Here is a 25499-nt window from a genome sequence, read left to right on the forward strand (position 1 = left end):
AACCGCGCACACTTTTGCGCGACACGCTTTAGCCGGCCGACTTCGACCGTCAGGCGAAGCTCAGACGGAAAATTGCACACCCGCTCCAGCGCTCATTGTCGCGCCGATATCATGTGACGGCTGAACCAAACGGCATTTCGGAACGATAGTCGGTTCCGGGATCGAAGATACGTGCGCGTTTCAGAGAGACGAAGCAGACATTGTGAAGGGACGGAATCAGAAATCGACGTCACCGGCTTGACGGCTCCCGCGGTTTGAGAAATGCTAAGATGTCAGACCAATTTTAGGACTGACTGCCTGATAAGAAAATGGGGAACCATGAAGGCAAACAGTAGCGACAGGCCGGTGATCCGGCCGCTTCCCGCGATCGACCGCGCGCGTCAGGTGACCGATGCGCTGGCGGATTATGTCGAGCAGGCCAGCTTGCAGGCAGGGGACCGGCTGCCGGCCGAACGGGAGCTAATGGCCGCACTTGCCGTCGGGCGTTCAACGATCCGCGAGGCGATCCGTCACTTCCAGGCGCTCGGCGTCATCGAGACCCGCAAGGGCAGCGGTACCTATCTCCTGAAGCCGGTTTCCAGGGCGACGATCCACATGCCCCTGTCCTTCGACGCGGTGCATCTGCGCGATGCGCTGCTGCAGACGCTGGAAGTTCGCCGCGGCATCGAATGCGAGGCGGGCATGGTTGCGGCGCGGCGGCGCACCGAGAAGGACCTTGTCGTCATCGAGGAAAAGCTTGACGAAATGGAGCGGGTGCACCTGGAGAAGGGCACCTCCGGTCCGGAAGATCTGGCTTTCCATCTCGCCGTCTACGACGCCACCCACAATCCGCTGTTTCGCCAGCTTCTCGAACAGATGCGCGAGACCTTCGAGCGTTTCTGGGAGCATCCTTTCGACCGGCAGGATTTCGCCCGGCGGTCCTTTCCCTTTCACCGCACCCTTTTCAACGCGATCGCTGCCCAGGACCCGGAGGCGGCGCGCGCGGAAACATTGAAAATTCTCGAAATCGTCGAGGAAGACATCAAGGAAATGTCCAAATGAGCAGCGGCGTTGAACCGTTCGATCTTGCTTCCCTCATCACCGCCCACGACGAAGGCAACTTCGCCGAGGCCGTCGTGCCGCCGATCTTTCAGACATCTCTTTTCACCTTTTCCGATTATGACGAGATGATCGCCTCCTATCGCGGCGAGAAGGTGCGGCCGATCTATACGCGCGGGCTGAACCCGACGGTGCGCGCCTTTGAGGAAATGCTGGCAAAGCTCGAAGGCGCCGAGGATGCGCTTGGTTTTGCGAGCGGCATGGCGGCGATCTCTTCGGCGGTCTTAAGCTTCGTCGAGCCGGGCGACCGCATCGTCGCCGTCAGGCACGTCTATCCCGATGCCTTCCGGCTGTTCGGCACCATCCTGAAGCGGATGAAGATCGAGGTGACCTATGTCGATGGGCGCGACGAGGAAGCAGTCGCCAGGGCGCTGCCCGGCGCCAAGGTCCTGTACTTGGAGAGCCCGACGAGCTGGGTGATGGAAGCCCATGATGTCGGCGCGCTGGCAGCACTTGCGAGACGGCACGGCGCCGTCTCGATGATCGACAACAGCTGGGCAAGCCCGTTCTTCCAGCGGCCGCTGACGCTCGGCGTCGATCTCGTCATCCATTCGGCCTCGAAATATCTCGGCGGTCACAGCGATGTGGTGGCGGGCGTCGTTGCCGGCTCGAAGGAGATGATCGCGCGCATCAAGGCCGAGGCCTATCCCTATCTCGGCGGCAAGCTTTCGCCCTTCGACGCATGGCTGCTGATCCGCGGCCTGCGCACGCTGCCGCTGCGCATGAAGGCCCATGAGGCCTCCGCGCTTGAGATCGCCAGGCGTCTGCAGCGGCTCGAAGTGGTGGAGACGGTCTGCCATCCCGGCCTCGCCAACCGACTGCCCGCCGGGCTCAACGGCACATCGGGCCTCTTCTCGTTCATCTTCCGCGAGGGCGTCGATATCCGCACCTTCGCCGACCATCTCAAGCTCTTCAAACTGGGTGTAAGCTGGGGTGGGCACGAAAGTCTGATCGTACCCGGCGAGGTGGTGCTGCAGCAGAAGGCGCAGCCGAATTCCGCGCATGCCTTCGGCATTCATGCGCGATCCGTACGCCTCCATGTCGGCCTCGAAGGAACCGAGGCGCTGTGGAGGGACATCGAGGATGCGCTCGCCGCCGCCTCACAATCCTGAAACCCGAGAGAAACCTAAAAGGGGGAACTGAGCATGAAAAAACTAATAATCTCGACGCTCTTCGCTTCGATGATGGCGGGCACGGCCTTTGCCGACACCACGCTCAAGCTCGTCGAAGTCATCACCAGCCCGGAGCGCACCGAAACGCTGAAATCGATCGTCGGCAAGTTCGAGGCCGCCAATCCTGGCACCAAGGTCGACATCATCTCGCTGCCGTGGAACGAAGCCTTCCAGAAGTTCGCGACCATGGTATCGGCCGGCGACGTGCCCGATGTGATGGAGATGCCCGATACCTGGCTGTCGCTCTATGCCAATAACGGCATGCTCGAGAGCTTAGAGCCCTACCTCGAAAAGTGGGAGCACACCAAGGAGCTGACACCGCGCGCGCTCGAACTCGGCCGCGACGTCAAGAACACCGCCTATATGCTGCCTTACGGCTTCTATCTCCGGGCGATGTTCTACAACAAGAAGCTGCTTTCGGAGGCCGGCGTCGCAGCACCCCCGAAGACGATGGAGGAATTCACCGCCGCTTCGGAAAAGGTCTCCAAGCTGCCTGGCAAATACGGCTACTGCATGCGCGGCGGACCGGGCGGCCTAAACGGCTGGATGATCTTCGCCGCCTCCATGGCCGGCTCGAACAAATACTTCGGCGAGGACGGCACCTCGACGATGAACAGCCCCGGTTGGGCCAAGGGCATCGAGTGGATGGTCGATCTCTACAAGAAGGGCTATGCGCCGAAGGACAGCGTCAACTGGGGCTTCAACGAAGTCGTCGCCGGCTTCTATTCCGGCACCTGCGCCTTCCTCGACCAGGATCCGGATGCGCTGATCGCCATCGCCGAGCGCATGAAGAAGGAAGATTTCGGCGTCGCGCCGCTGCCGAAGGGTCCCGACGGCAAGTCCTTCCCGACCATCGGTTATGGCGGCTGGTCGATGTTCACGACGAGCGGCAACAAGGACCTCGCCTGGAAGCTGATCGCCACCCTCGAAGGGCCGGAAGGCAATCTCGAATGGAACAAGCGCATCGGCGCCCTGCCGGCCTATACGGCGGCCGAAAAGGATCCCTTCTATGCCGGTGACCAGTTCAAGGGCTGGTTCGAGGAACTCGCGGACCCGAACACGGTGCCGACAGTCATGCCGACCTACCTCGAGGAGTTCGCCTTCTTCAAGGATTCGCTGGCGATCAAGACCTCGCAGCAGGCCCTGCTCGGCGACATCTCGGCGAAGGACCTCGCCGACCAGTGGGCGGACTATCTGACCAAGGCGCAGCAGAAGTTCTTGTCGAAGAAATAAAGATAGAGGGCTTTGAGATTGAAGCCCCCTCATCCGCCTGCCGGCACCTTCTCCCCAGCGGGGAGAAGGTGGCCCGTAGGGTCGGATGAGGGGGCCGCACTCGCATTCGAAGCCTTGATCTACACATTATGGAAACTGCAATCCGATGACCATTTCCGCCGACACGATCGACATGCGTCGCGACCGCAGGCCGTGGCTGCGTCGTCTTGCCGATGCTTCGGAGCCCTATCTCTATAGCGCGCCGTCGCTGATCCTGATCATCGCGGTGATGCTGGTGCCGCTGACATTGGGCGTTTCCTACGCCTTCCGCGATATCCAGCTGCTCAATCCGTTTTCCGGCGGTTTCATCGGGCTCGATCATTTCCGCGCGCTTTCGAGCGACGCCGCCTTCTATGGCGCCTTGAGGAACACGCTTTGGTGGACCGGCGCTTCCGTCGTCCTGCAGTTCATCTTCGGGCTCATTCTGGCGTTGCTGCTCGACAAGCCCTTCCGCGGCCGGGCGATCGCGCAGGCGCTGGTCTTCCTGCCCTGGGCGGTGCCGTCCTTTCTCGCCGGCCTCAACTGGGCCTGGCTGTTCAACCCCGTCATCGGGCCGATCCCGCACTGGCTCTTCGCGCTCGGGCTGATGAACGAGCCGGGCAATATCCTCTCCGATCCCAACTATGCCATGTGGGGGCCGATCGTCGCCAATGTCTGGTGGGGCATCCCCTTCTTCGCCATCACGCTGCTGGCCGCTCTGCAGGCGATCCCGCGCGATCTTTACGAGGCGGCGTCGATCGACGGCGCCGGCTGGTTCCAGCGCTTCCGCTCGATCACCCTGCCGTTTCTGGCGCCGACCATCGCCATAACAGTGCTGTTGCGCACCGTCTGGATTTCCAATTTCGCCGATCTCATCGTCGTCATGACCAATGGCGGGCCGGCGGACCGCACGCAGATCGTCGCGAGCTACATCTTCACGACCGCCTTCAAGCGGCTCGATTTCGGTTATGCCTCGGCGATCGCGCTGGTGCTGCTGGTGCTGCTGCTCGCCTATTCGATGCTGATCATCCTGCTGCGGCAGACGCTGCTGAACAAGGATTGAGACCATGAGACGATCCATCCTTCCGACGATCGCGCACCGTCTGGCGATCCTCTGCTATATCGCCTTCGCGCTCTTCCCGCTGTTCTGGCTGCTCAAGGTCTCGGTGACGCCGAACGACCTGCTCTATACCGAGGGCGTGCGCATGTGGCCGTCGCGCACGAGCTGGGATCATTACGCCTTCGTGCTGCAGCACAGCGCCTTTCCGACCTTCTTCAAGAACAGCCTGATCGTGTCGGCTTCGACGGCAGTGACGGTGACGATCTGCGCCTCGCTCTCCGGCTATGCGCTGTCGCGCTTCAATTTCCGGGCGAAATACTGGATCGTCGCCTTGATGCTGCTGACCCAGATGTTCCCGCTCGTCATGCTGGTGGCGCCGATCTTCAAGATCCTGTCGCCCCTACATCTGACCAACAGCCTGACCGGGCTCGTCATCGTCTACACCGCCTTCAACGTGCCCTTCGCCACCTTCCTGATGCAGTCCTTCTTCGACGGCATTCCGAAGGATTTGGAAGAGGCGGCGATGATCGACGGGGCGACGCAATTCACGGCGTTTCGCCAGATCATCCTGCCGCTCACGCTGCCCGGCATCGCCGCGACGCTCGGCTTCGTCTTTACCGCGGCCTGGAGCGAGCTGCTCTTCGCGCTGATGCTGATCAACGGCAATGACGCGGCGACCTTCCCGGTCGGTCTGCTCACCTTCGTTTCGAAATTCTCGGTGGATTTCGGACAGATGATGGCGGCGGGCGTCATGGCGCTCATTCCGGCCGGCCTCTTCTTCCTGCTCATCCAGCGTTATCTCGTCCAGGGCCTCACGGCCGGCGCGGTCAAGGGTTAAACAGAATGGCATCGATCGATATTCAGAATATCCGCAAAGCCTATGGCCATGTGCAGGTGCTGCACGGCGTCGACTTGAAGATCCGGGACGGCGAATTCGTCGTGCTGGTCGGTCCCTCCGGCTGCGGCAAGTCCACGCTCCTGCGTATGATCGCCGGACTGGAGGACGTCACCGGCGGCGAGATCCGGATTGCCGGAACCAGGGTGAATGAGCTGCACCCCAAGGATCGCGACATCGCCATGGTGTTCCAGTCCTACGCGCTCTATCCGCATATGAACGTCGCCGGCAATATGAGCTACAGCCTGAGGCTGCGGAAGACGGCCAAGGAGAAGATTGCAGGCGCTGTGTCTGCCGCCGCCGCCAAGCTCGGCCTCGATCCGCTGCTCGAACGGCGGCCGAAGGCGCTCTCCGGCGGCCAGCGCCAGCGCGTCGCCATGGGCCGCGCCATCGTGCGCCAGCCGAAGGCCTTCCTGTTCGACGAGCCGCTTTCCAACCTCGACGCGCGCCTGCGCGAACAGATGCGCGCCGAGATCAAGAAACTGCATGGCGACCTGAAGGCGACCTCGATCTACGTCACCCATGACCAGATCGAGGCAATGACGCTGGCCGACCGCATCGTCGCCATGCATGGCGGCATCGTCCAGCAGGTCGGCAGTCCGCTGGAACTCTACGACCGTCCGGCCAACCTCTTCGTCGCCGGCTTCATCGGTTCGCCGGGGATGAATTTCCTCGATGCGACCTATGATGCAGGCGGCGTGAAGCTGAAGGACGGAACGATCGTGCCGCTCGCAAAGCCGCTGCCGCTTGCAGACGGCGCAAAGGTGACGCTCGGCATCCGGCCGGAGCACGTGCTGATGACCAATGACGGGGCGGGCCTTGCCACCGACGTGGAACTCATCGAACCTACAGGCTTCGGCATCATCCTGCATCTTGCCCTGCACGGCCTGCCCTTCAAGATCTTCACGCTGAACCGCGACGCGCTGAGTGCCGGCCCCAGGGTCAATGTGGCTTTCCCGCCGCAATATCTGCATGTGTTCGATGCCGAGGGAAAACGCGTCGATTGAGCGGTGAAACTCACGCTTGGCGAGCGGAAAAAACTTTTGCCGCCTCGCTCGCGAGGGCTATATCGTCAGATGACCTTGCTGGACTGGATGCCATGACCGACACTGTTCTCGACCGCTTTCTCCGTTATGTCGTTATCGACACGCAATCCGATCCTTCCTCGCCGACGCAGCCGACCACCGAGAAACAGAAGAATCTCGGACGTGTTCTGGTCGACGAATTGCTGAAGATCGGAATTGCCGATGCGCATCTTGATGAGCACGGCTATGTCTACGCGACGATTCCCGCCAATAGCGACAAGCCGGTGCCGGTCATCTGCTTCTGTTCGCACATGGATACGGCGCCCGATTTCAGCGGCACGAATGTCAAACCGCAGATCGTCAGGAATTATGCGGGCGGGGATATCCAGCTCACCGGCGACCCGAGCCGGGTGATCCGCGTTTCTGAACATCCAGAGCTGAAGAACCAGATCGGCAACGACATCGTCACGACCGACGGAACGACATTGCTCGGCGCCGACGACAAGGCGGGGCTGGCGGAAATCATGACGGCGGCGCAGATCCTCATCGACAATCCCGAGATCCGGCACGGGACGATCAAGATCCTGTTCACGCCCGACGAGGAAGTCGGGCGCGGCGTCAACAAGGTCGACGTCAAGAAGCTCGGTGCCGACTTCGCCTATACGATGGACGGCGAGACGGCCGGCCATATCGAGGACGAGACCTTCTCGGCCGATGGTGTGGAGATCGACATTTCAGGCGTGGCGATCCATCCGGGCTTTGCCAAGGACCGCATGGAAAACGCCATCAAGATCGCAGGCGCCATCATCGACCGCCTGCCGCGGGATATCGCGCCCGAGACTACGGAAGGCAAGCAGGGTTTCATCCATCCGGTGGACCTGAACGGCTCGATGGAGAAAGCGTCCCTGAGCTTCATCATCCGCGATTTCACGGAGAAGGGGCTCGTGGAAAAGGAGGCCCTGCTCGAAGCCATCGTGAAGGACGTGCTGTCGGCCTATCCCGGCTCGACCTACCGCTTCGAGGTGAAGGAGCAGTATCGCAATATGAAGGTTGTGCTCGACCGTCATCCCGAGATCGTCGACAACGCCATCGAGGCCGTGCGGCGGGCCGGCATGACGCCAGTGCGCGGCAGCATCCGCGGCGGCACGGATGGCTCGCGCCTCTCCTTCATGGGGCTGCCATGCCCGAACATCTTCGCCGGCGGCCATGCCTTCCATTCGCCACTGGAATGGGTCAGCCGCCAGGACATGGAAAAGGCCGTTCGGACGATCGTTGAGCTTGCCAGGGTCTGGGAAGAGCGCGCTTAGACGCTCTTCTTGTTCCGAATTGCCGGCGTCAGCCGCCGATCGCCGGAATGTCGCCGCGCAGCATCACGCTGTCATAGGCGGGGCGGGGAGTGGGGATCGCGACCGGCATTCCCGGCTCGGGCTCGATCGAGGTTTCCGGCTGGGTCACCGGCGCGGTGATGTGCATCTGCGCCGTGCTTGCCGTGGACATGGGATCGGGAGCCGGCAGCGGAACGGGGACGGCCGAAGGTATCAGTGCCTCGAATTGCGGCGGCAGCATGCTCTCCCCGGGCACATAATTCATCGCCACCTCATAGGCTGGCAGCGGCGCCGGCGTTTCGAGCATGCCGTTGGAATCGCGCTTCTCGTAGAAGGCGTTGCCGCCGGCAACCGTCACATAATGCATGTTGTCGTAAGGGAATTTCAGCCCGTCGGTGTGGAAGAACATTGCTTCCTTGACCGCAGGGTGGCGTGCACCCTTCAGAATGGCGTCTGCTGCGGACGTAAGTTCGATTTCCGCCTGCGGTTTGACTTCGCGCGTCATCACGCCGGGGGCAAATTGCCTCCTCTGGGCGACGACGCCGCAGATCGACTGGGGATAGGCCCCTGAGGTGAGCCTGTTCATGACGACGGTGCCGACGGCCAGATAGCCGTCCTCGTCCGAATGCTGCGATTCGAAATACATCGCGCGCTTCAGGCAGTCGCGATCCTTGGCCGTATAGTTGAAAGTGACTTTCGCCGGTTGAGCCTGTGCTGTCTTCGCCGCCGTTGCCGGCGGCTTCGTCGTTGTCGTGCAGCTCGCGGCTGCCAGTCCTACGAACAAAATCCCGCCCAGGGATTTTGCAAAGGAAATCTCCGCCCTCAACGCCAGGTGCCTCCTATCGGATTAGTCCAGCCCTTTATGATTAACGCGAAAACGTTTTACTCGGCATGTGACAAAAATACAAACAACCTAGGATCACAAAAAGCCCGAGGGACTCTCGCCGAATACGATTCCGGCGAAGGTCCTTATCACAAGTCCATTTCCATCAGCCGCGGAACAGCTTCCAGCGGGTGGGCTTGAAGGCCACCCGGTTGCGGTCGAGCCTGTCGGCCTCGCTCGGCGGCAGCTCGATTTCGATGTTCGGGCGGCCGTTGCCGATATCGAGTTCGATATGGCGGGTGCCCGCGACGCGGCGGCTGGAAACCGGATGGCCGGCAATACAGTTTTCCGCCGATTCGCAGAGCCGCACGTCGTGCGGGCGGAAATAGAGCTGAGCCCCGCCATCCGCTTCGCCGGAGGCATTGAGACCGAGCGAGCGGCCTTCGAAGCGGATGTCGCCATCCGATATCTCGACCTGCAGGCAGTTCGACTGGCCGATGAAGCCGAAGACGAAGGGAGAATTCGGGTTGTCGTAGACTTCGTCAGGCGTTCCGACCTGTTCGATCGCGCCCTGGCTCATGACGACGACCCGGTCTGCGAGCTCCAGCGCCTCGTCCTGATCGTGGGTGACGAAGACCGTGGTGTGGCCGGTGCGGTCGTGGATCTCGCGCAGCCATTTGCGCAGATCCTTGCGCACCTGGGCATCGAGCGCGCCGAAGGGTTCGTCGAGCAGCAGCACGTTCGGCTCGACGGCCATGGCGCGGGCGAGCGCCACGCGCTGGCGCTGGCCGCCGGAAAGCTGGGCCGGGTAGCGTTTTTCGAGACCGGAAAGCTGCACCAGTTCAAGCAGTTCCAGCGCCCGCCGGCGGATATCGGCTTTCGGCGGCCGCCGCGCGCCCTTTCTGACCTTCAGGCCGAAGGAGACGTTGTCGAGCACCGTCATGTAGCGGAAGAGGGCATAATGCTGGAACACGAAGCCGATATTGCGCTGCTGCACTGATTTCTTCGAGGCATCCTCGTCGCCGAAGAAGATCTGTCCCCCGGTCGGGCTTTCCAGGCCGGCGATCAGGCGCAGCAATGTCGTCTTGCCGGAGCCCGAAGGGCCGAGCAGTGCGATAAGCTCGCCGGAGCGGATGTCGAGCGAGACATCGTGCAGCGCCGGAAAACGATCGAATTCCTTGCGGATGTTTTGAACGCGTACTTCCATTCCAGATCCTTCAGTGCCGCCGGCTGGCGGAGATTTCAGCGCTGTAGCGCATTTCCAGCAGCGTCTTCAAAACAAGGGTGACGAGTGCCAGCAGGGCCAAAAGCGTGGCGACGGCAAAAGCGCCGGTGAAATTATACTCGTTGTAGAGAATCTCTACCTGCAGCGGCATGGTGTTCGTCTGGCCGCGGATGTGGCCGGAGACGACGGAGACGGCGCCGAACTCGCCCATGGCGCGGGCGTTGCAGAGCAGCACGCCGTAGAGCAGGCCCCATTTGATGTTCGGCAGCGTCACATACCAGAAGGTCTGCCAGCCGCTGGCGCCCAGCGAAAGGGCAGCCTCTTCGTCCGCCGTTCCCTGTTCCTGCATCAGCGGGATCAGTTCGCGGGCGACGAAGGGGAAGGTGACGAACATGGTTGCGAGCACCAGTCCCGGTACGGCGAACAGGATCTTGATGCTGTTGGCGCTCAGCCATTGGCCGAGATAGGTGTTCGCCCCGAACAGCAGCACGAAGACCAGGCCCGATATGACCGGCGAAACCGAGAAGGGCAGGTCGATCAGCGTCGTCAGAAACGCCTTGCCCTTGAACTCGAACTTGGCGATCGCCCAGGCGGCGGCGACGCCGAAGGCGAGGTTCAGCGGCACGCTGATGCCGGCGACGATCAGCGTCAGGCGGATCGCCGAGAAGGTTTCGGCATCGCCGAGCGCCGTGATGAAGGGACCGGCTCCCTTGCGGAAGGCTTCGACGAAGACGGCGGTCAGCGGCAGCAGCAGGATCAGCAGCAGGAAGACGAGCGAGAGAATGATCAGGCTGTAGCGTGCGATCCGGTGTTCTGTTGTCACCGAACGCAGCTTGACGGGTTGAACGGTTGCATCAAGCGCCATAGCCGTACCTCCGCCTGCTCCAGCTCTGGATGAGATTGATGACGAGCAGCATGGTGAACGAAATGATCAGCATGATCGCCGCAATGCCCGTCGCTGCCGCGTAGTTATACTCTTCGAGTTTGATGACGATCAGCAGCGGCGCGATCTCCGATTTGAACGGCAGGTTGCCGGCGATGAAGATGACCGAGCCGTATTCGCCGACGCCGCGGGCAAAGGCGAGCGCGAAGCCGGTGAGCACGGCAGGCGCCAGCCCCGGCAGCAGCACCCGGAAAATCGTCTGGAAGCGATTGGCGCCGAGCGTGGCCGCCGCTTCTTCCACCTCCTTGTCGATCTCTTCCATGACGGGCTGCACCGTGCGCACCACGAAGGGCAGGCCGACGAAGATCAGCGCCACGACGATGCCGGCCGGCGTGAATGCGATCTTGATGCCGAGCGGCGTCAGGAACTGGCCGATCCAGCCGTTCGGCGCATAGAGCGTCGTCAATGCGATGCCGGCAACCGCGGTCGGCAGCGCGAAGGGCAGGTCGACCATGGCATCGATGACGCGCTTGCCGGGGAAGCGGTAGCGCACCAGCACCCAGGCGAGGATGATGCCGAAGACGGCATTGACGATCGCGGCGATGAAGGCGCTGCCGAAGCTGATGCGCAGCGCGTTCAGCGTGCGCGGATCGAGCGCGATCGACCAGAATTTCTCCCAGCCGAGCGCGCTCGACCGGACGGCAAGGCCCGAGAGCGGAATGAGGATCAGAAGGGTGAGCCAGGTCAAGGTAAGGCCGAGCGTCATTCCGAAACCCGGAATGACGCTCGGCCGTCTGAACCGCCACCGCGTGGGGCTATGTGCTTTCATGAAGTCTACTATTGGGCCGGCTTGTAGATCTGGTCAAATACGCCGCCATCGCCGAAGAATTTCGGCTGGGCTTCCTTCCAGCCGCCGAAATCGTCGATAGTGGCGAGCGTCAGCTTCGGGAAGCGGGCGATGTCGGCCGGGTCGGCAGCTTCCGGCTTGATCGGCCGGTAGTAATGCTTGGCGGCGATCTTCTGGCCTTCGTCCGAATAGAGATAGTTGAGATAGGCTTCGGCGACCTTGCGCGTGCCCTTCTTGTCGACGTTGCCGTCGACGACGGCGACCGGCGGGTCGGCGCGGATGGAGAAGGTCGGCGTTACGATCTCGAACTGGTCTGGGCCGAGTTCCTCGAGCGAAAGATAGGCTTCGTTTTCCCAGGCGAGCAGCACGTCGCCGAGGCCGCGCTGGACGAAGGTGGTCGTGGCGCCGCGCGCACCGGTGTCGAGAACCGGAACGTGCTGCAGCAGTTTCCCGACATAGTCCTGCGCCTTGGCGTCGTCGCCGCCATTCGCCTGCTTGGCCCATGCCCAGGCGGCCAGGAAGTTCCAGCGGGCGCCGCCCGATGTCTTCGGATTCGGCGTGATGACCTGCACGTCATCCTTGATCAGGTCGCCCCAATCCTTGATGCCCTTCGGGTTGCCCTTGCGGACCAGGAAGACGATCGTCGACGTGTAGGGGGTCGAATTGTTCGGGAGCTTCGACTTCCAGTCGGCCGGTATCTTGCCGGTCGCCTTGGCGATGGCGTCTATATCGCCTTCAAGGGCCAGCGTCACGACATCGGCGTCGAGGCCGTCGATGACCGAGCGGGCCTGGGCGCCGGAGCCGCCATGCGAGGCCTGGATCGTAACGGTTTCACCCGTGTCCTTCTGCCACTTGGCGGCAAAGGCGGCGTTGAAATCCTTGTACAATTCGCGGGTCGGATCATAGGAAACGTTGAGCAGCGCCTGGTCCGCGAATGCGGGAGCAACGCTCCCGATTGCGAAGCTGCCTGCCATGACTGCGGCCGCGAGAAGCCGGGCGAGCCGTTTTGTCTGCATGGGAACCCTCCTGTTATCTGTCTTAACTCTATCAACTCAGTCGTATAATGAAACGAAGGTTCTTCCGGTTCCTTGGTTGCTCGTAGAATGTCATTCCATTTGAGGGCGTTTTTTGAAATGGACGTGCCGAAGTTGGCCGCGGCCAATTGCAACCTGCCGCGGTGCTGCCGCAGATCCGTGTTTTTTCTGCCACAGTTCCTCCACAAGCGGCGCGCGTAGCGCTGATTTTTGCCAGGATTTCGCCGCGATGGCATTGGCGGATTCCTATATGGCGGCGGTGCGGCCGTATTAGCCGACCGCTACGTGGGGGCATCCTTGAAATGCGCCTCACATTCAAACCTGTTAAGGGCCATTAAAATGAATATCAGAACTATCCTTTTTGCTTCCGTTGCCGCCCTTGCCGCGGCATCCGGAGCCCGCGCTGCCGACGCCATCGTGGCGGCGGAACCCGAGCCCGTGGAATATGTTCGCGTTTGCGACGCCTACGGTACCGGCTATTTTTATATTCCGGGAACGGAAACATGCCTTTCGATCGGCGGTTACATCCGTACGGAAGTGCGCTTCGGCGATCACATTGCCGGCGATTCCGACGTAAACTTCTGGACTCGCGGTCAGGTCACCTTCCAGGCCAAGAACGACACCGAGTACGGCACACTGACCGGCGTCATCACCCTGCGTTACAACGTCGACAACGCCTCCGACCAGGAAGCGCTGCTCGATGAAGGCTATATCGACATCGCCGGTTTCCGCGTCGGTAAGCTCTACAGCTGGTGGGACGACGACATGAGCGGCGAGACCGATACGCTCGCCAGCAACGAGACGACCCATAACTCGATCCGTTATCAGTACGAGAATGGTGCCTTCGCGGCCGGCCTTTCGATCGACGAGCTGGAAGACGACTACGACACCAAGCCGGGCGAAGGCCCGAACAACTTCGGTGTCGCAGGCCAGGTCTCCTACAAGGCCGGCGCCATCAGCGCTTACCTGCTTGCCGGCTATGACACCGACACCAGCGAAGTCGCTGTCCGCGGTATCGTCTATGCCGACATCGGTCCTGGCACGCTCGGCATTGCCGGCGTATGGGCAAGCGGCGCCAACTACTACTACGAAGAGTCCGAATGGACGATCGCAGCGGAATACGCCTTGAAGATCAACGAAAAGTGGTCGGTCACCCCTGGCTTCCAGTACTTCGAGAACATTGCTCTCGAGGCTGACGGCAACGGCTTCACCGGCGGCAGTGCCTACACGACCGGTGTCACGATCGACTACCGCATCGTCGACGACCTGCGTTCGAAGCTCAGCGTGCAATATCACGATGAGGACGAAGGCGACGACGAAGTCTTCGGCTTCCTGCGCTTCCAGCGCGATTTCTAAGATCGTCTGATTTAGACGAGCGGGCGCGGCCTTCGGGCCGCGCCTTTTTCACACCCGCGAGTCGGCGATGAAATCGGAATAGAATTCGTCGACCGTCCTTGCCTTGCGCATGGCGGCAAGCACGCCGTCCGTTTGCAGCCGCCGCGCGATGGCGGACAGCACGTTCAGATATTCGCCGCGGTTGTTCTCCCCGAAGAGCAGCACGAAGGCGATGTCGGTCGGGATATCGTCGATCGCCTCGAAATCCAGCGGCTGGGTGAAGCGGATGAGCAGGCCGCGCGGGCTGGTCATGCCCTCGATTGCCGCATGCGGGATGGCGATGCCGTTGCCGATCCCGGTGGAGCCGAGCTTCTCGCGCGTTTCGAGCGCCTTCAGGATGGTCGGTCCGTCGACGGAAAATGCCTTGGCGGCCTTGTCCGCTATCGTCTGCAGCGCGCGCCATTTCGTCGGCGCCGACAGGCCGATGAAGGTGTGTTCCGGCCGGATGATGCTGGGAAGGTTCATGTCATTCTCGATGCTGTTCTGGCTCGATACTGTTCGGGCAGCGGGCGGGAAGGGAGGTCAATCCGGTTCCCTGAGCCGGTAGCCGACGCCGGTCTCGGTGGTGATATAGTGCGGCTGGTCCGGAATCTGCTCGACCTTTTGCCGCAGTTGCCTGATGTAAACGCGCAGATACTGCACATCCGCCGCCGGCCCCCAAACCTGCTTCAAAAGAAACTGGTGGGTCAGCACCTTGCCTGCGTGCTGGGCGAGCACGCGCAGGATGTCGTATTCCTTCGGCGACAATTTTATTTCCTCGCCGTCGACTTTGACGATGCGCTTGACGAGATCGATCGACAGCCCGCCGGTCTGGAAGATCGCCTTTTCCCCTTGCTGCTGCAGCCGGTGGCGCAGCGCCACGCGGATGCGGGCGCCGAGCTCGTTGATGCCGAAGGGCTTGGTGACGTAATCGTCGGCGCCGCTTTCCAGCGCCCTGACGATGCCGGCCTCGTCTGTGCGGCTGGAGAGGATGACGACGGGCATCGCAAGCCCCTCATCGCGCCATTCCTGCAAGAGGTCATGGCCCGGCTTGTCGGGCAGGCCGAGATCGAGCACGACGAGGTCGGGTATATCAGCGGCGACCGACTGGCGGGCGCTGGCGGCGTTCGGTGCCTCCTGCACCTCGTAGCCCTGCGCGGTCAGGCCGACGCGGAGCAGCTTGCGGATCGGAGGCTCGTCGTCGACGACGAGGATTTTGACGGCTGAACCGGTCATTTGAGTTCATCCAGTTTGGGAATGTCGTTGGGTTTCGGCAGGCGGATGGTGAAGACGGCGCCCGAGCGGCCCGTCCGGTTGCCGGCGGCGATCGTGCCGCCCATCGCCTCGATGAAGCCGCGGCAGATGGAAAGGCCAAGCCCGGTGCCGGCGCGCACCTGATCGCCCTTGCTCACGCGGTAGAAGGTATCGAACACACGCGTCAGGTCGGCCGGCGAGATGCCCGGGCCTTCGTCCGAGACCTGCAGGACCACATGGTCGGCATCGGCCCAGCCGCCGATATGGATCACCGATCCCTCGGGCGCGTATTTCGCGGCATTGTCGAGCAGATTGAAGATCACCTGCTCGAACAGCACGGGATCGACCCGCACCATCGGCAGATCGGCGGGAATGCGCATCTCTGTCTTATGGTGTTCGAGGATCTTTGCGGCGCGGGCGAGCGCGCTGCCGACGATATCGCCGGCATAATGCAGCGCTGAGTTCGGCTCCATCGCCCCGGATTCGATCTTGGTCATGTCGAGCAGATTGGCGATGAAGCGGTTGAGCCGCTCCGATTCGTCGACGACGGTTGCGAGCAGGTCGGCGCGATCCTCCTCGGGCATGGAGGTGAAGTAATCGCGCAACGTGCCGGCGGCGCCGAGGATGGCGGCAAGCGGCGTCTTCAGGTCATGCGAGATCGAGGTCAGCAGGGCCGAGCGCAGCCGGTCGGCTTCCGCCGCCAATCTCGCCCGGTCGACATCGGCGACGAGCTGGACGCGTTCGATGGCAAGGGCCGCCTGGTCGGCCAGCGCATCGAGCAGCCGCTGCTGCTCGGGCGTCAGCAGCGGCCCGTCGCGGCGATCGCTGTCGAGGCCGATGACGCCGACGGCGGTGCGCCCGGTTCTAAGCGGCACGTAAAGCCGTTTGGCGCCGGGCAGAGTGTCAGCGCCGCGGCCGGCGGCGTGATTGTGCTCCCAGGCCCAGCGGGCGGCGGCGATATCGGCATCGTCGAGCGTGTCGTCGGGCGGATAACCGGCCTTGACGGCGATGGTGCCTTCCTCAGGCAGCAGCAGCACGACGCGGACCTTCAGCATCGAGGCGAGCTGGAAGGCGGTCGCCCAAAGTACGTCGTCGAGTGTGCCGGTGCCGGCGAGCTTCTTGGAGAAGAGATAGAGATCTTCGGTCGTGCGCGCCCGCTGCCGGGCGGCGGCGGCCTGGCGCTGCACGGTCGCGGTCAGATTGCTGGCGATGATCGCCACGCCCAGAAAGAAGAAGAGGGCAAGCACGCTTTCCGGATCGCTGATCGTCAGCGTGTAGCGCGGCGGCAGGAAGAAGAAGTTGAAGGACAGGGCGCTGAGGATGCAGCTGTAAAGCGCCGCCCGAAGCCCGTGGATGACGGCCGACGTCAGCACCGCCATCAGGAAGACCAGGGCGAGGTTGCGCACGTCGAGCACTTGGTCGAGCACGATGCTGACCCCGAGTGCGACGGCGACATAGGCTGTTGCCAGCAGATAGGCCCGGAGATCCAGCTGCGGCGCGGCAGCGGCCGCTCTGACCCCGCGGGCGGTGGTGCCGTCCTTCTCATTGCCTGAAATGACATGGACGCTGATCTCGCCGGTCTTGCGGATCAGCTCGTCGGTAATCGAGCGGCTCCACCAGTCGCGCCATGTCGGCTTCTTCGGCGCGCCGATGACGATATGGGTGACGTTGTTGGCGCCGGCGTGGCGGACGAGTTCCTCGGCCACCTCGCGGCCGGGAATGGTGATCGCCTCGCCGCCGAGCTGCTCGGCAAGGCGCAGCGTGGCTGCCACCGTATCGCGTTCCGCTTCCGTCAGATTGATCGAGCGGGCCGTCTCGATATAGACGGCGGCCCAGGGCGCGCGCAGCCGCGATGCCATGCGCGAGGCGTAGCGCACCAGCGAAGCGGAACGCGGGTGATGGTCGATCGAGACGAGGATGCGTTCGCCCGCCGCCCAGGGGCCTGATATGGCATGCGCCTGCATATGGGTGAGCAGCTGATCGTCGACGCGCTGGGCGGTCTTGCGCAATGCCAGTTCCCTGAGCGCCGTCAGATTGCCCGGCGTGAAATAATTGGTCAGCGCCCGCTCGGCCGTCTTCGGCATGTAGACCTTGCCGTCATGCAGGCGCTTGATGAGATCGTCGGGCGTCAGGTCGATGATCTCGACGTCGTCGGCAAGATCGATGATCGAATCTGGCACCGTCTCGCGCACCCGGATGCGGGTGATCTGCGAGACGACGTCGTTCAGGCTCTCGACATGCTGGATGTTCAGCGTCGTATAGACGTCGATGCCGCGATCGAGCAATTCCTTGACGTCGAGATAGCGCTTCGGATGCCGGCTGCCCTCGGCATTGCTATGGGCGAGTTCGTCGACCAGCACGAGATCGGGCCTGCGGGCAAGGATGCCGTCGAGGTCCATTTCCTCGAGCGGCCGGCCCTTATAGTCGATTTCGACGCGCGGAATGATCTCGAAGCCGGCAAGCAGCGCCTCGGTCTCCTTGCGGCCATGGGTCTCGACGACGCCGATGACGACATCGAGGCCATCGGCGAGCTTGGCGCGGCCGGAGATGAGCATCTCGTAGGTCTTGCCGACGCCGGGAGCGGCGCCGAGGAAGATTTTCAGACGGCCGCGCGTCTCGGCCCGGGCTTTTTCGAGAAGCGCATCGGGCGAGGGCCTGCCGGCCTGGTCGCGATTGTCGTCTGGCATGCGTGTGGTCTTTCTGCCGATGCCTGTGCTTGAGGATGGGCGCTACGCCTCCTTCTCCTCATTCCTGTGCCCGTCACAGGAATCCTTTCACGCGAAGTCCTTCGCGTGAAAGGAGTCTCCCGCGCCGCTGACGCGGCGCTGCTGGATCCCTGTGATGAGCACAGGGATGAGGGAGAAGGAGATGGCGTGCCCAGCCAACGAAACTCACTCACTCATAGAAGCATCAAGGCTCTGGTTCAACGCCAGAACATTGACCGTCGGTTCGCCGAGGAAGCCGAGTTCGCGGGCCTGAACGGCGCCGTCGACCAGCGTCTGGACCTTGGCTTCATCCACACCACGTGCCTTGGCGACGCGCGGCACCTGGAAGTAAGCGGCCTCGGGTGAGATATCGGGATCGAGGCCGCTGCCGGACGCCGTGACGAGGTCGGCGGGCACTTGCGTATTCGGGTTCACCGCCTTGGCGGCCTCGTAGTCGCCTTTGACGCGGTCGATCAGTTTCCGGCTGGTCGGGCCGAGGTTCGAGCCACTGGAGGCGGCGGCATTGTAGCCGTTTCCGGCGGCGGAGGGACGGCCGTGGAAATATCTGTCTGCCGTGAAGGCCTGGCCGATCAGCGCCGAGCCGATCACCTGGCCGTTCTTCTCGATCAGGCTGCCGTTCGCCTGGCTGGGGAAGAGGGCCTGGGCCGCACCCGTCATCGCGAGCGGGTAGAGAAGGCCGGTGATGGCGGTGGTGGCGACGATCATGACGACGGCCGGGCGAAATTCTTTCAACATTGTTCTTGCTCCTTAAGCGAGGCCGAGGGCTGCGACGGCCATGTCGATCGCCTTGATGCCGATGAAGGGGACGATGATGCCGCCGAGGCCGTAGATCAGCAGGTTGCGCGACAGCAATGCACCGGCGCCGATCGGGCGGTAGCGCACGCCCTTCAGCGACAGCGGGATCAGCGCGATGATGATCAAGGCATTGAAGATGATCGCCGAGAGGATGGCGCTTTGCGGCGTCGAAAGCCCCATGATGTTGAGCACACCAAGCTGCGGGTAGAAGGTCAGGAACATTGCCGGGATGATGGCGAAATATTTGGCGATATCGTTGGCGATCGAGAAGGTCGTCAGCGCGCCGCGCGTCATCAAGAGCTGCTTGCCGATCTCGACGATCTCGATGAGCTTGGTCGGATCCGAGTCGAGATCGACCATGTTGCCGGCCTCGCGGGCGGCGACCGTGCCGGTGTTCATGGCGACGCCGACATCGGCCTGGGCAAGCGCGGGGGCGTCATTGGTGCCGTCGCCGCACATGGCGACGAGCTTGCCCTTGGCCTGTTCCTCGCGCATCAGCGCCAGTTTCATCTCCGGCGTCGCCTGGGCGAGGAAATCGTCGACGCCGGCCTCGGCGGCGATGGCTGCTGCCGTCAGCGGGTTGTCGCCCGTGATCATCACTGTGCGGATGCCCATGCGGCGCAGCTCCGTGAAGCGCTCGCGGATGCCGCCCTTGACGATATCCTTCAGCTGGACGATGCCGAGCAGCCGGCCGTCGCGGGCAACGGCGAGCGGCGTGCCGCCCGATTTGGCGACCTCGTCGGCGATCGACTGCAATTCGCGCACGACCTCGCCGCCATTCTTCGAGGGCGCGTCGCCGGCGACATAGGCGAGCACCGTATCGACCGCGCCCTTGCGGATCGAGGCGCCTTCGAGATCGACGCCGCTCATGCGGGTCTGGGCGGTGAATGGCACGAAACTCGCCTTGAGGCTCGCCATGTCGCGGCCGCGGATCGCATATTTCTCCTTGGCGAGCACGACGATGGAGCGGCCTTCCGGCGTTTCGTCGGCGAGTGAGGCGAGCTGGGCGGCGTCGGCGAGATTCTGTTCGGAAACGCCGCGCACCGGCCGGAAGCTCGTCGCCTGGCGGTTGCCGAGAGTGATGGTGCCGGTCTTGTCGAGCAGCAGCGTATCGACGTCGCCGGCGGCTTCGACCGCACGGCCCGACATGGCGAGCACGTTGAAGCGGACGAGACGGTCCATGCCGGCAATGCCGATCGCCGACAGCAGCGCGCCGATCGTCGTCGGGATCAGGGTGACGAAGAGGGCGACGAGAATGATGATCGGGATCGAGCCGCCCGCATAGATGGCAAAGCTCGGGATCGTCGCGGTGGCGAGCACGAAAATCAGCGTCATGCCGGCAAGCAGGATGTTGAGCGCGATCTCGTTCGGCGTCTTCTGGCGTTGAGCACCTTCGACCAGCGAGATCATCCGGTCGAGGAAGGTCGAACCGGCGGCCGCGGTGATGCGCACGCGGATCCAGTCAGAGAGCACCTGCGTGCCGCCTGTCACCGCCGAGCGGTCGCCGCCGGATTCACGGATGACGGGGGCGGATTCGCCAGTGATCGCCGCCTCGTTGACGGAGGCGACACCTTCGATGACTTCACCATCCGAGGGGATGATGTCACCGGCCTCGACGAGCACGATATCGCCGACCTTGAGGCTGGTGCCCGGCACCATACGGTAATCGCTGCCGCTGCTACCGGTCAGCAGCTTGGCCTGGGTTTCGGTGCGTGCCTTGCGCAGTGAATCCGCCTGCGCCTTGCCGCGGCCTTCGGCGACGGCTTCGGCGAAATTGGCGAAGAGCACGGTGAACCAGAGCCAGAGATTGATCTGGAAGGAGAAGCCGAGATTGCCGTTGCCGGCGATGAGGTCGCGCAGGAAGAGCACGGTGGTCAACACGGAAACCGTGGCGACGACAAACATGACCGGATTTCTGGCGAGCGCCCGGGGGTCGAGCTTTTGGAAGGCGGCGCCCACGGCCGGAATGAGGATGCGAGAATCCATGATGCTCGCGGATTTTGCCTGGCTCATAAGAGACTCCAGCGTTGAAACGAGAATGGCGAAGGAACCTGCTGCGCAGGTTGCAGCATCGCCTCAGAAGGTTTGCCCGGCGATCGCGACCAGGTGCTCGACGACGGGGCCGAGCGCCAGAGCCGGGAAGAAGGTGAGGCCGCCGACGATCAGGATCGTGCCGACGAGCAGGCCGACGAAGAGCGGGCCGTCGGTCGGGAAGGTGCCTGCCGAGGCCGGAACCGTCTTCTTGGCGATCAGCGAGCCGGCGATGGCGAGGGCGGGGATGATGACCAGGAAGCGGCCGGCAAGCATGCCGATGCCGAGCGTCACGTTGTACCAGGGCGTATTGCCGGTCAGGCCGCCGAAAGCCGAGCCGTTATTGGCCGCAGCCGAGGTATAGGCGTAGAGGATTTCGGAGAAGCCGTGCGGGCCGGCGGTGCCGACCGAGGCGACGGCGGAAGGCAGCACCGTGGCGATCGCGGTAAAGACGAGCATGGCGAGCGGCAGGCAGAGGATGGCGAGAACGGCCATCTTCATTTCCTTCGCCTCGATCTTCTTGCCGAGATATTCCGGCGTGCGGCCGACCATCAGCCCGGCAACGAAGACGGCGACGATGATGAAGAGCAGGATGCCGTAAAAACCTGCGCCGACACCGCCGACGATGACTTCGCCGAGCTGCATGTTGATCAGCGGAACAAGGCCGCCAAGCGCGGTGAACGAACCGTGCATCGCATTGACGGCGCCGCAGGAGGCGGCCGTGGTGATGACCGCAAACAGCGAGGACAAGGCAATGCCGAAACGAACCTCCTTGCCTTCCATGTTGCCGCCCCCAAGACCGAAGGCATGCATCAGCGGATTGCCGGCGGCTTCCGCCCAATAGGTGATGGCGACGCCGGCGATGAACAGAATGCCCATCGTGGCGAGGATCGCCCAGCCCTGGCGCTGGTTGCCGACCATGCGGCCGAAGACGTTGGTCAGGGCCGCGCCGATCGCGAAGATCGAAACCATCTGGATGAGGTTGGAGATGGCGTCGGGGTTTTCGAACGGATGGGCGGAATTGGCGTTGAAGAAGCCGCCGCCATTGGTGCCGAGCATCTTGATCGCCAGCTGCGAGGCGACGGGTCCGACGGCGATCGTCTGCTGCGCACCTTCGAGCGTCGTCGCATTGACATAGGGGCCGAGCGTCTGCGGCACGCCGAGGTAGACATAGACGAGCGTCAGCACGATCGAGATCGGCAGCAGCACGTAGAGGGTCGCCCTCGTCATATCGACCCAGAAATTGCCGACGGCCTTGCCCGAGGCGCGGGAGAAGGCGCGGATGAAGGCGAGCGCGATGGCGATGCCGGTGGCGGCAGAGACGAAGTTCTGCACGGTGAAGCCGGCCATCTGGGTCAGATAGGACATCGTGCTTTCGCCGCCGTAGTTCTGCCAGTTGGTATTGCTGACGAAGCTGACGGCAGTGTTGAAGGCAAGCTCGGGCGGGACGGCGGCCATGCCGGCCGGGTTATAGGGAAGGCCGGCCTGCAGGCGCTGCAGCGCGTAAAGCGCGATAACGCCGGTGAGGTTGAAGAGCAGCATGGCGAAGGCATAGGAGGTCCAATGCTGCTCCTCGCGCTCGCTGGTGCCGGCGAGGCGATAGAGTCCCCGTTCGATCGGAACGAGAACCGGTGACAGGAAAGTGCGCTCGCCGCTGAAGACGCGCGTCATATAGGCGCCGAGCGGTTTGACGAGCACAAGGACGATCCCGCAGAAAAGCAGGATCTGAAGCCATCCGTTGAGGGTCATGGAGTTAACTTTCAATACCCGGCCGCTTGGTATTCAGAAGCGTTCCGGGCGAAGGAGAGCATAGGTGAGGTAAACGGTGAGAAACATGGTCACGGCACCGCTCAGGACATAGTCGAGGGTCATCGTCGTTTCTCCGGCTAGAGCCTGTCGCAGGCTCTGGTATAGGCAAAGCACAGCGCGAAGAATATGATCGCGGTGCCAAGCAGAATGATATCCATCATGATCGTGACTCCTGTTGTTCTTCTTGGATTCAGACAAGACAAAGGGCGCCATTCCCTCGGGAAGGCCGCCTTTCATGCTTTCTGGCGCGGAGATGACCTTTCGATCTCTCGGGCATCAATATGGAGCCGGAGCGCATAAAGGTTCGAGACGGACGAGCGGCCGTCAATATAAAAATCTTATAAATGCTTTTCGCGAGCGATTTAGGGATCGACCCGGAACTGGTATTGGCCTTCGGCGCTGTGGCCATCCATCGAGAGCACGCGCCAATCGATGGTATAGAGGCCGGGGGCCATGGAGGGATCGAGCGGGACCTTGAAGATGGATCCTTCAGGGCCGGAGAGAAACGGCTTGCCCGTGGGAAGGACCATGCCCTGGGCATCCATGAGGACGGCCGTCGAGCGGGCAAGATCGACCGGGCCGGTGAACGAGAGTTCGAGATTGGCCGGCACCAGCTTTTCTTCCTGCTCCTGCGGCGGCAGCGATGCTTGTTCCAGCGCCGCAGACGCTTCACTTGCCGCAAATAGAAGGGATGCGAACAGGCAGAATGACACGATCGACTTCATGATGGTCTTCCTTATCTTCCTGATCTGCATGGTGCCCGGAGCCGTCATGCTTCCGTAACACCATGCCGGCGCATGGCTAATAACGCTGTCGGGGATGATTTCGATCCCTTGCCTCTGCGACAACGCGCACCGGCTTCGGCTGGCGGCTTTCCCAGAGCGCGGCGATCGGCTCCATGAGCCGATGCCAAAGGGCACGGAACGACCTTGATATCGTCGAGCCGTCAGGGCGGGTTAGGCCGGCATTCTTGCGATCGTACTTCATTTTTCTGACTGTCCTCGTTGCCGCATATCTCGATTTGGTAATGTACTCTCCGGCGGCCCCGGGTGAAATCATACGGAGGTCTTGGACGGTGAATCTTTCGGATTATGGAAAATGGGCATTTCATCAATCATTGAGCAAAAGCTTGGCTGGTGCGATTGAATTGCCGCCCCTTCCAGTCTTATAGTCACGCCAGCGGCGCTCGATGAATCGCGAGGGCCACAGGGAAGGAAACCGATCATGACCAAAGTCCGTGCGCTGGTACTGGAGCGCCAGCATGAGCTTGCGCTTCGCGATATCGATCTGCCTCTGGAAACGGGGCCAGGGCAGGTGAAAATCAGGATTCACACCGTCGGCGTCTGCGGTTCGGACGTGCATTACTACGCCCACGGCAAGATCGGCCCCTTCATCGTCAACGCGCCGATGGTGCTCGGCCACGAGGCGGCCGGCGCGGTGGTCGAGGTCGGGGCTGGTGTGACGCATCTGAAGGTCGGTGACCGCGTCTGCATGGAGCCCGGCATTCCCGATCCGAACTCCAAGGCAAGCCGGCTCGGCATGTATAATATCGATCCCGCCGTCACCTTCTGGGCGACGCCGCCGATCCATGGCGTGCTGACATCGGAGGTCGTGCATCCCGCCAACTATACCTTCAAGCTGCCCGACAATGTCAGCTTCGCCGAAGGCGCGATGGTCGAGCCCTTCGCGGTCGGCATGCAGGCGGCGGCCAAGGCGAAGATCGCGCCCGGCGACACTGCCGTCGTTCTCGGCGCCGGGCCGATCGGCACGATGGTGGCGATTGCCGCCCTTGCCGGCGGCTGCGCCCGCGCCATCGTTGCAGACCTCGCCCAGCCGAAGCTCGATATATCAGCGCAGTATCAGGGTGTCATTCCCGTCAACATCCGCGAGAAGAACCTGATCGACGAAGTCGGCCGGCTCACCGATGGCTGGGGCGCCGACGTGGTTTTCGAATGCTCCGGGTCGCCGAAGGCCTGGGAGACGATCATGGCGCTGCCGCGCCCGGGCGGTGTCATCGTTGCCGTCGGCCTGCCGGTCAACCCTGTTGGTTTCGACGTCTCGACCGCGACCACCAAGGAGATCCGCATCGAAACCGTGTTCCGTTATGCGCATCAGTATGAGCGCTCGATCGCTCTCCTGGCGTCGGGCCGCGTCGATCTGAAGCCGCTGATATCGGAGACCTTCAAATTCGAAGATTCGATCAAGGCTTTCGATCGCGCCGTCGAGGCGCGGCCGAGCGACGTGAAGCTGCAGATCGTGATGGAGTAGGGCAGGCCACTTCTATGAGTGGCCTGCACTGGGTCTCATCTTGCGAAAGACATAAGCGGCGGCTGCGACGACAGCCGCGGCCACGATCGCGATCAGCAGATGGCGGTGAAGCGGAAGGTGGCCCAGTGTTTGCTGGATGCCGTGCCCGAACAGATAGCCGAGGGCGGTGAAAAGCTGTCCCCAGACCAGTGCGGCCAGGGCATTCAGCAGGACGAATTTTCCGGTCGGTATCCGCGTGGTGCCGATGACGACGGGGCTGATCGTCCGCAAGCCCACCAGAAAACGAAAAGCGAGGATGAAGCCGGTCGGATATTTTTCCAGAAGCCTGGTTGTGCGCGCCAGCGCCGGTTTTTCCATCAGCCGGCGGACAAGGGTCCATCGAGCGGCGTAACGGCCGGCGAAGAACCAGAACTGATCGCCGGCGAAGGAGCCTGCGGTGGCCGCAAGCGACGCCGACCAATAGGTCAGCAGGTCGCGATGGGCAACCACGCCGCCGAGAAAGGCGGCCGTTTCGCCTTCGAAGGCTGCGCCCAGGAAGATTGCCAACAGGCCGTAATTCTCGATCAGCGTTTCGATAGACATGCCCGCCAGCCTCCAGTCGTTC

The 25499-nt window shown here is 62.6% G+C and carries 23 protein-coding genes; 9 read left to right on the top strand and 14 right to left on the bottom strand.

The window, feature by feature from the left end:
- The first annotated feature begins 318 nt into the window (after positions 1-318).
- The 7 genes from CO670_RS00005 (at position 319) to pepT (ending at position 7808) form a co-directional block, all read left to right on the top strand.
- Positions 319-1041 (top strand): FadR/GntR family transcriptional regulator, encoded by a 723-nt coding sequence (locus tag CO670_RS00005; RefSeq protein WP_097588391.1) that lies wholly within the window; start codon positions 319-321, stop codon positions 1039-1041.
- Positions 1038-2210, top strand: a complete 1173-nt coding sequence (locus CO670_RS00010) for a PLP-dependent transferase (protein ID WP_097588392.1) — start codon at positions 1038-1040, stop codon at positions 2208-2210. Before CO670_RS00005 ends, CO670_RS00010 begins: the two co-directional genes overlap by 4 nt.
- Before the next feature lie 33 nt (positions 2211-2243).
- Positions 2244-3503: a sugar ABC transporter substrate-binding protein gene (locus tag CO670_RS00015; protein WP_097588393.1), complete on the top strand. Its 1260-nt coding sequence runs from the start codon at positions 2244-2246 to the stop codon at positions 3501-3503.
- Positions 3504-3648: 145 nt separating this feature from the next.
- Positions 3649-4584 carry a sugar ABC transporter permease gene (locus CO670_RS00020; protein WP_097588394.1) on the top strand — a complete coding sequence of 312 codons (936 nt, stop codon included), beginning with the start codon at positions 3649-3651 and terminating at the stop codon, positions 4582-4584.
- Between the two features lie 4 nt (positions 4585-4588).
- On the top strand, positions 4589-5419 hold the full coding sequence (locus tag CO670_RS00025) for a carbohydrate ABC transporter permease (protein ID WP_011428101.1): 831 nt from the start codon (positions 4589-4591) through the stop codon (positions 5417-5419).
- 5 nt (positions 5420-5424) lie between these two features.
- Complete coding sequence (ugpC, locus tag CO670_RS00030; RefSeq protein ID WP_097588395.1) at positions 5425-6483, top strand: sn-glycerol-3-phosphate ABC transporter ATP-binding protein UgpC; 1059 nt, start codon at positions 5425-5427, stop codon at positions 6481-6483.
- A 92-nt stretch (positions 6484-6575) separates the two neighbouring features.
- Positions 6576-7808, top strand: a complete 1233-nt coding sequence (pepT, locus tag CO670_RS00035) for a peptidase T (protein WP_097588396.1) — start codon at positions 6576-6578, stop codon at positions 7806-7808.
- Between the two features lie 28 nt (positions 7809-7836).
- On the opposite strand, the gene CO670_RS00040 is transcribed toward pepT, so the two are convergent.
- The 5 genes from CO670_RS00040 to CO670_RS00060 form a co-directional block, all read right to left on the bottom strand.
- Positions 7837-8652, bottom strand: a complete 816-nt coding sequence (locus tag CO670_RS00040) for a cell wall hydrolase (RefSeq protein WP_097588397.1) — start codon at positions 8650-8652, stop codon at positions 7837-7839.
- 163 nt (positions 8653-8815) lie between these two features.
- Positions 8816-9856 (bottom strand): sulfate/molybdate ABC transporter ATP-binding protein, encoded by a 1041-nt coding sequence (locus CO670_RS00045; RefSeq protein WP_097588398.1) that lies wholly within the window; start codon positions 9854-9856, stop codon positions 8816-8818.
- A gap of 10 nt (positions 9857-9866) precedes the next feature.
- On the bottom strand, positions 9867-10739 hold the full coding sequence (gene cysW, locus CO670_RS00050) for a sulfate ABC transporter permease subunit CysW (RefSeq protein ID WP_097588399.1): 873 nt from the start codon (positions 10737-10739) through the stop codon (positions 9867-9869).
- The gene (cysT, locus tag CO670_RS00055; protein WP_097588400.1) at positions 10729-11586 is read right to left on the bottom strand and encodes a sulfate ABC transporter permease subunit CysT; all 858 of its coding nucleotides are present in this window, start codon (positions 11584-11586) and stop codon (positions 10729-10731) included. The genes cysW and cysT overlap by 11 nt, the downstream gene beginning before the upstream one ends.
- Before the next feature lie 8 nt (positions 11587-11594).
- Entirely contained in the window at positions 11595-12620 is a 1026-nt protein-coding gene (locus CO670_RS00060) for a sulfate ABC transporter substrate-binding protein (RefSeq protein WP_097588401.1), read from the bottom strand.
- Positions 12621-12977: 357 nt separating this feature from the next.
- On the opposite strand from CO670_RS00060, the gene CO670_RS00065 reads away from it, so the two are divergent.
- Positions 12978-13994, top strand: coding sequence for a porin (locus tag CO670_RS00065; RefSeq protein WP_097588402.1), 1017 nt, complete (start codon positions 12978-12980; stop codon positions 13992-13994).
- A 48-nt stretch (positions 13995-14042) separates the two neighbouring features.
- Here CO670_RS00065 and CO670_RS00070 read toward each other — a convergent pair whose 3' ends face one another.
- The 8 genes from CO670_RS00070 to CO670_RS00110 form a co-directional block, all read right to left on the bottom strand.
- Entirely contained in the window at positions 14043-14498 is a 456-nt protein-coding gene (locus tag CO670_RS00070; RefSeq protein ID WP_097588403.1) for a PTS sugar transporter subunit IIA, read from the bottom strand.
- Between the two features lie 57 nt (positions 14499-14555).
- Entirely contained in the window at positions 14556-15248 is a 693-nt protein-coding gene (locus tag CO670_RS00075; RefSeq protein WP_097588404.1) for a response regulator transcription factor, read from the bottom strand.
- Positions 15245-17953, bottom strand: coding sequence for a sensor histidine kinase KdpD (locus tag CO670_RS00080; protein WP_097588405.1), 2709 nt, complete (start codon positions 17951-17953; stop codon positions 15245-15247). The genes CO670_RS00075 and CO670_RS00080 overlap by 4 nt, the downstream gene beginning before the upstream one ends.
- Before the next feature lie 204 nt (positions 17954-18157).
- Positions 18158-18727, bottom strand: a complete 570-nt coding sequence (gene kdpC, locus CO670_RS00085) for a potassium-transporting ATPase subunit KdpC (protein ID WP_097588406.1) — start codon at positions 18725-18727, stop codon at positions 18158-18160.
- A gap of 12 nt (positions 18728-18739) precedes the next feature.
- The gene (kdpB, locus tag CO670_RS00090; protein ID WP_097588407.1) at positions 18740-20800 is read right to left on the bottom strand and encodes a potassium-transporting ATPase subunit KdpB; all 2061 of its coding nucleotides are present in this window, start codon (positions 20798-20800) and stop codon (positions 18740-18742) included.
- Between the two features lie 63 nt (positions 20801-20863).
- The gene (gene kdpA, locus CO670_RS00095) at positions 20864-22567 is read right to left on the bottom strand and encodes a potassium-transporting ATPase subunit KdpA (protein WP_097588408.1); all 1704 of its coding nucleotides are present in this window, start codon (positions 22565-22567) and stop codon (positions 20864-20866) included.
- A gap of 33 nt (positions 22568-22600) precedes the next feature.
- The gene (locus CO670_RS00100; RefSeq protein WP_097588409.1) at positions 22601-22690 is read right to left on the bottom strand and encodes a K(+)-transporting ATPase subunit F; all 90 of its coding nucleotides are present in this window, start codon (positions 22688-22690) and stop codon (positions 22601-22603) included.
- 299 nt (positions 22691-22989) lie between these two features.
- Positions 22990-23352: a copper resistance protein CopC gene (locus CO670_RS00110; protein ID WP_088674734.1), complete on the bottom strand. Its 363-nt coding sequence runs from the start codon at positions 23350-23352 to the stop codon at positions 22990-22992.
- 499 nt (positions 23353-23851) lie between these two features.
- Between CO670_RS00110 and CO670_RS00120 the strand changes: the two genes are divergently transcribed.
- The gene (locus CO670_RS00120) at positions 23852-24895 is read left to right on the top strand and encodes an NAD(P)-dependent alcohol dehydrogenase (RefSeq protein WP_097588411.1); all 1044 of its coding nucleotides are present in this window, start codon (positions 23852-23854) and stop codon (positions 24893-24895) included.
- Positions 24896-24907: 12 nt separating this feature from the next.
- Here CO670_RS00120 and CO670_RS00125 read toward each other — a convergent pair whose 3' ends face one another.
- Positions 24908-25477 (bottom strand): DedA family protein, encoded by a 570-nt coding sequence (locus tag CO670_RS00125; RefSeq protein ID WP_097588412.1) that lies wholly within the window; start codon positions 25475-25477, stop codon positions 24908-24910.
- Positions 25478-25499 lie beyond the last annotated feature (22 nt).

It is taken from the genome of Rhizobium sp. J15 (assembly GCF_002531825.1).
In the GTDB taxonomy this organism is placed as follows: domain Bacteria; phylum Pseudomonadota; class Alphaproteobacteria; order Rhizobiales; family Rhizobiaceae; genus Rhizobium.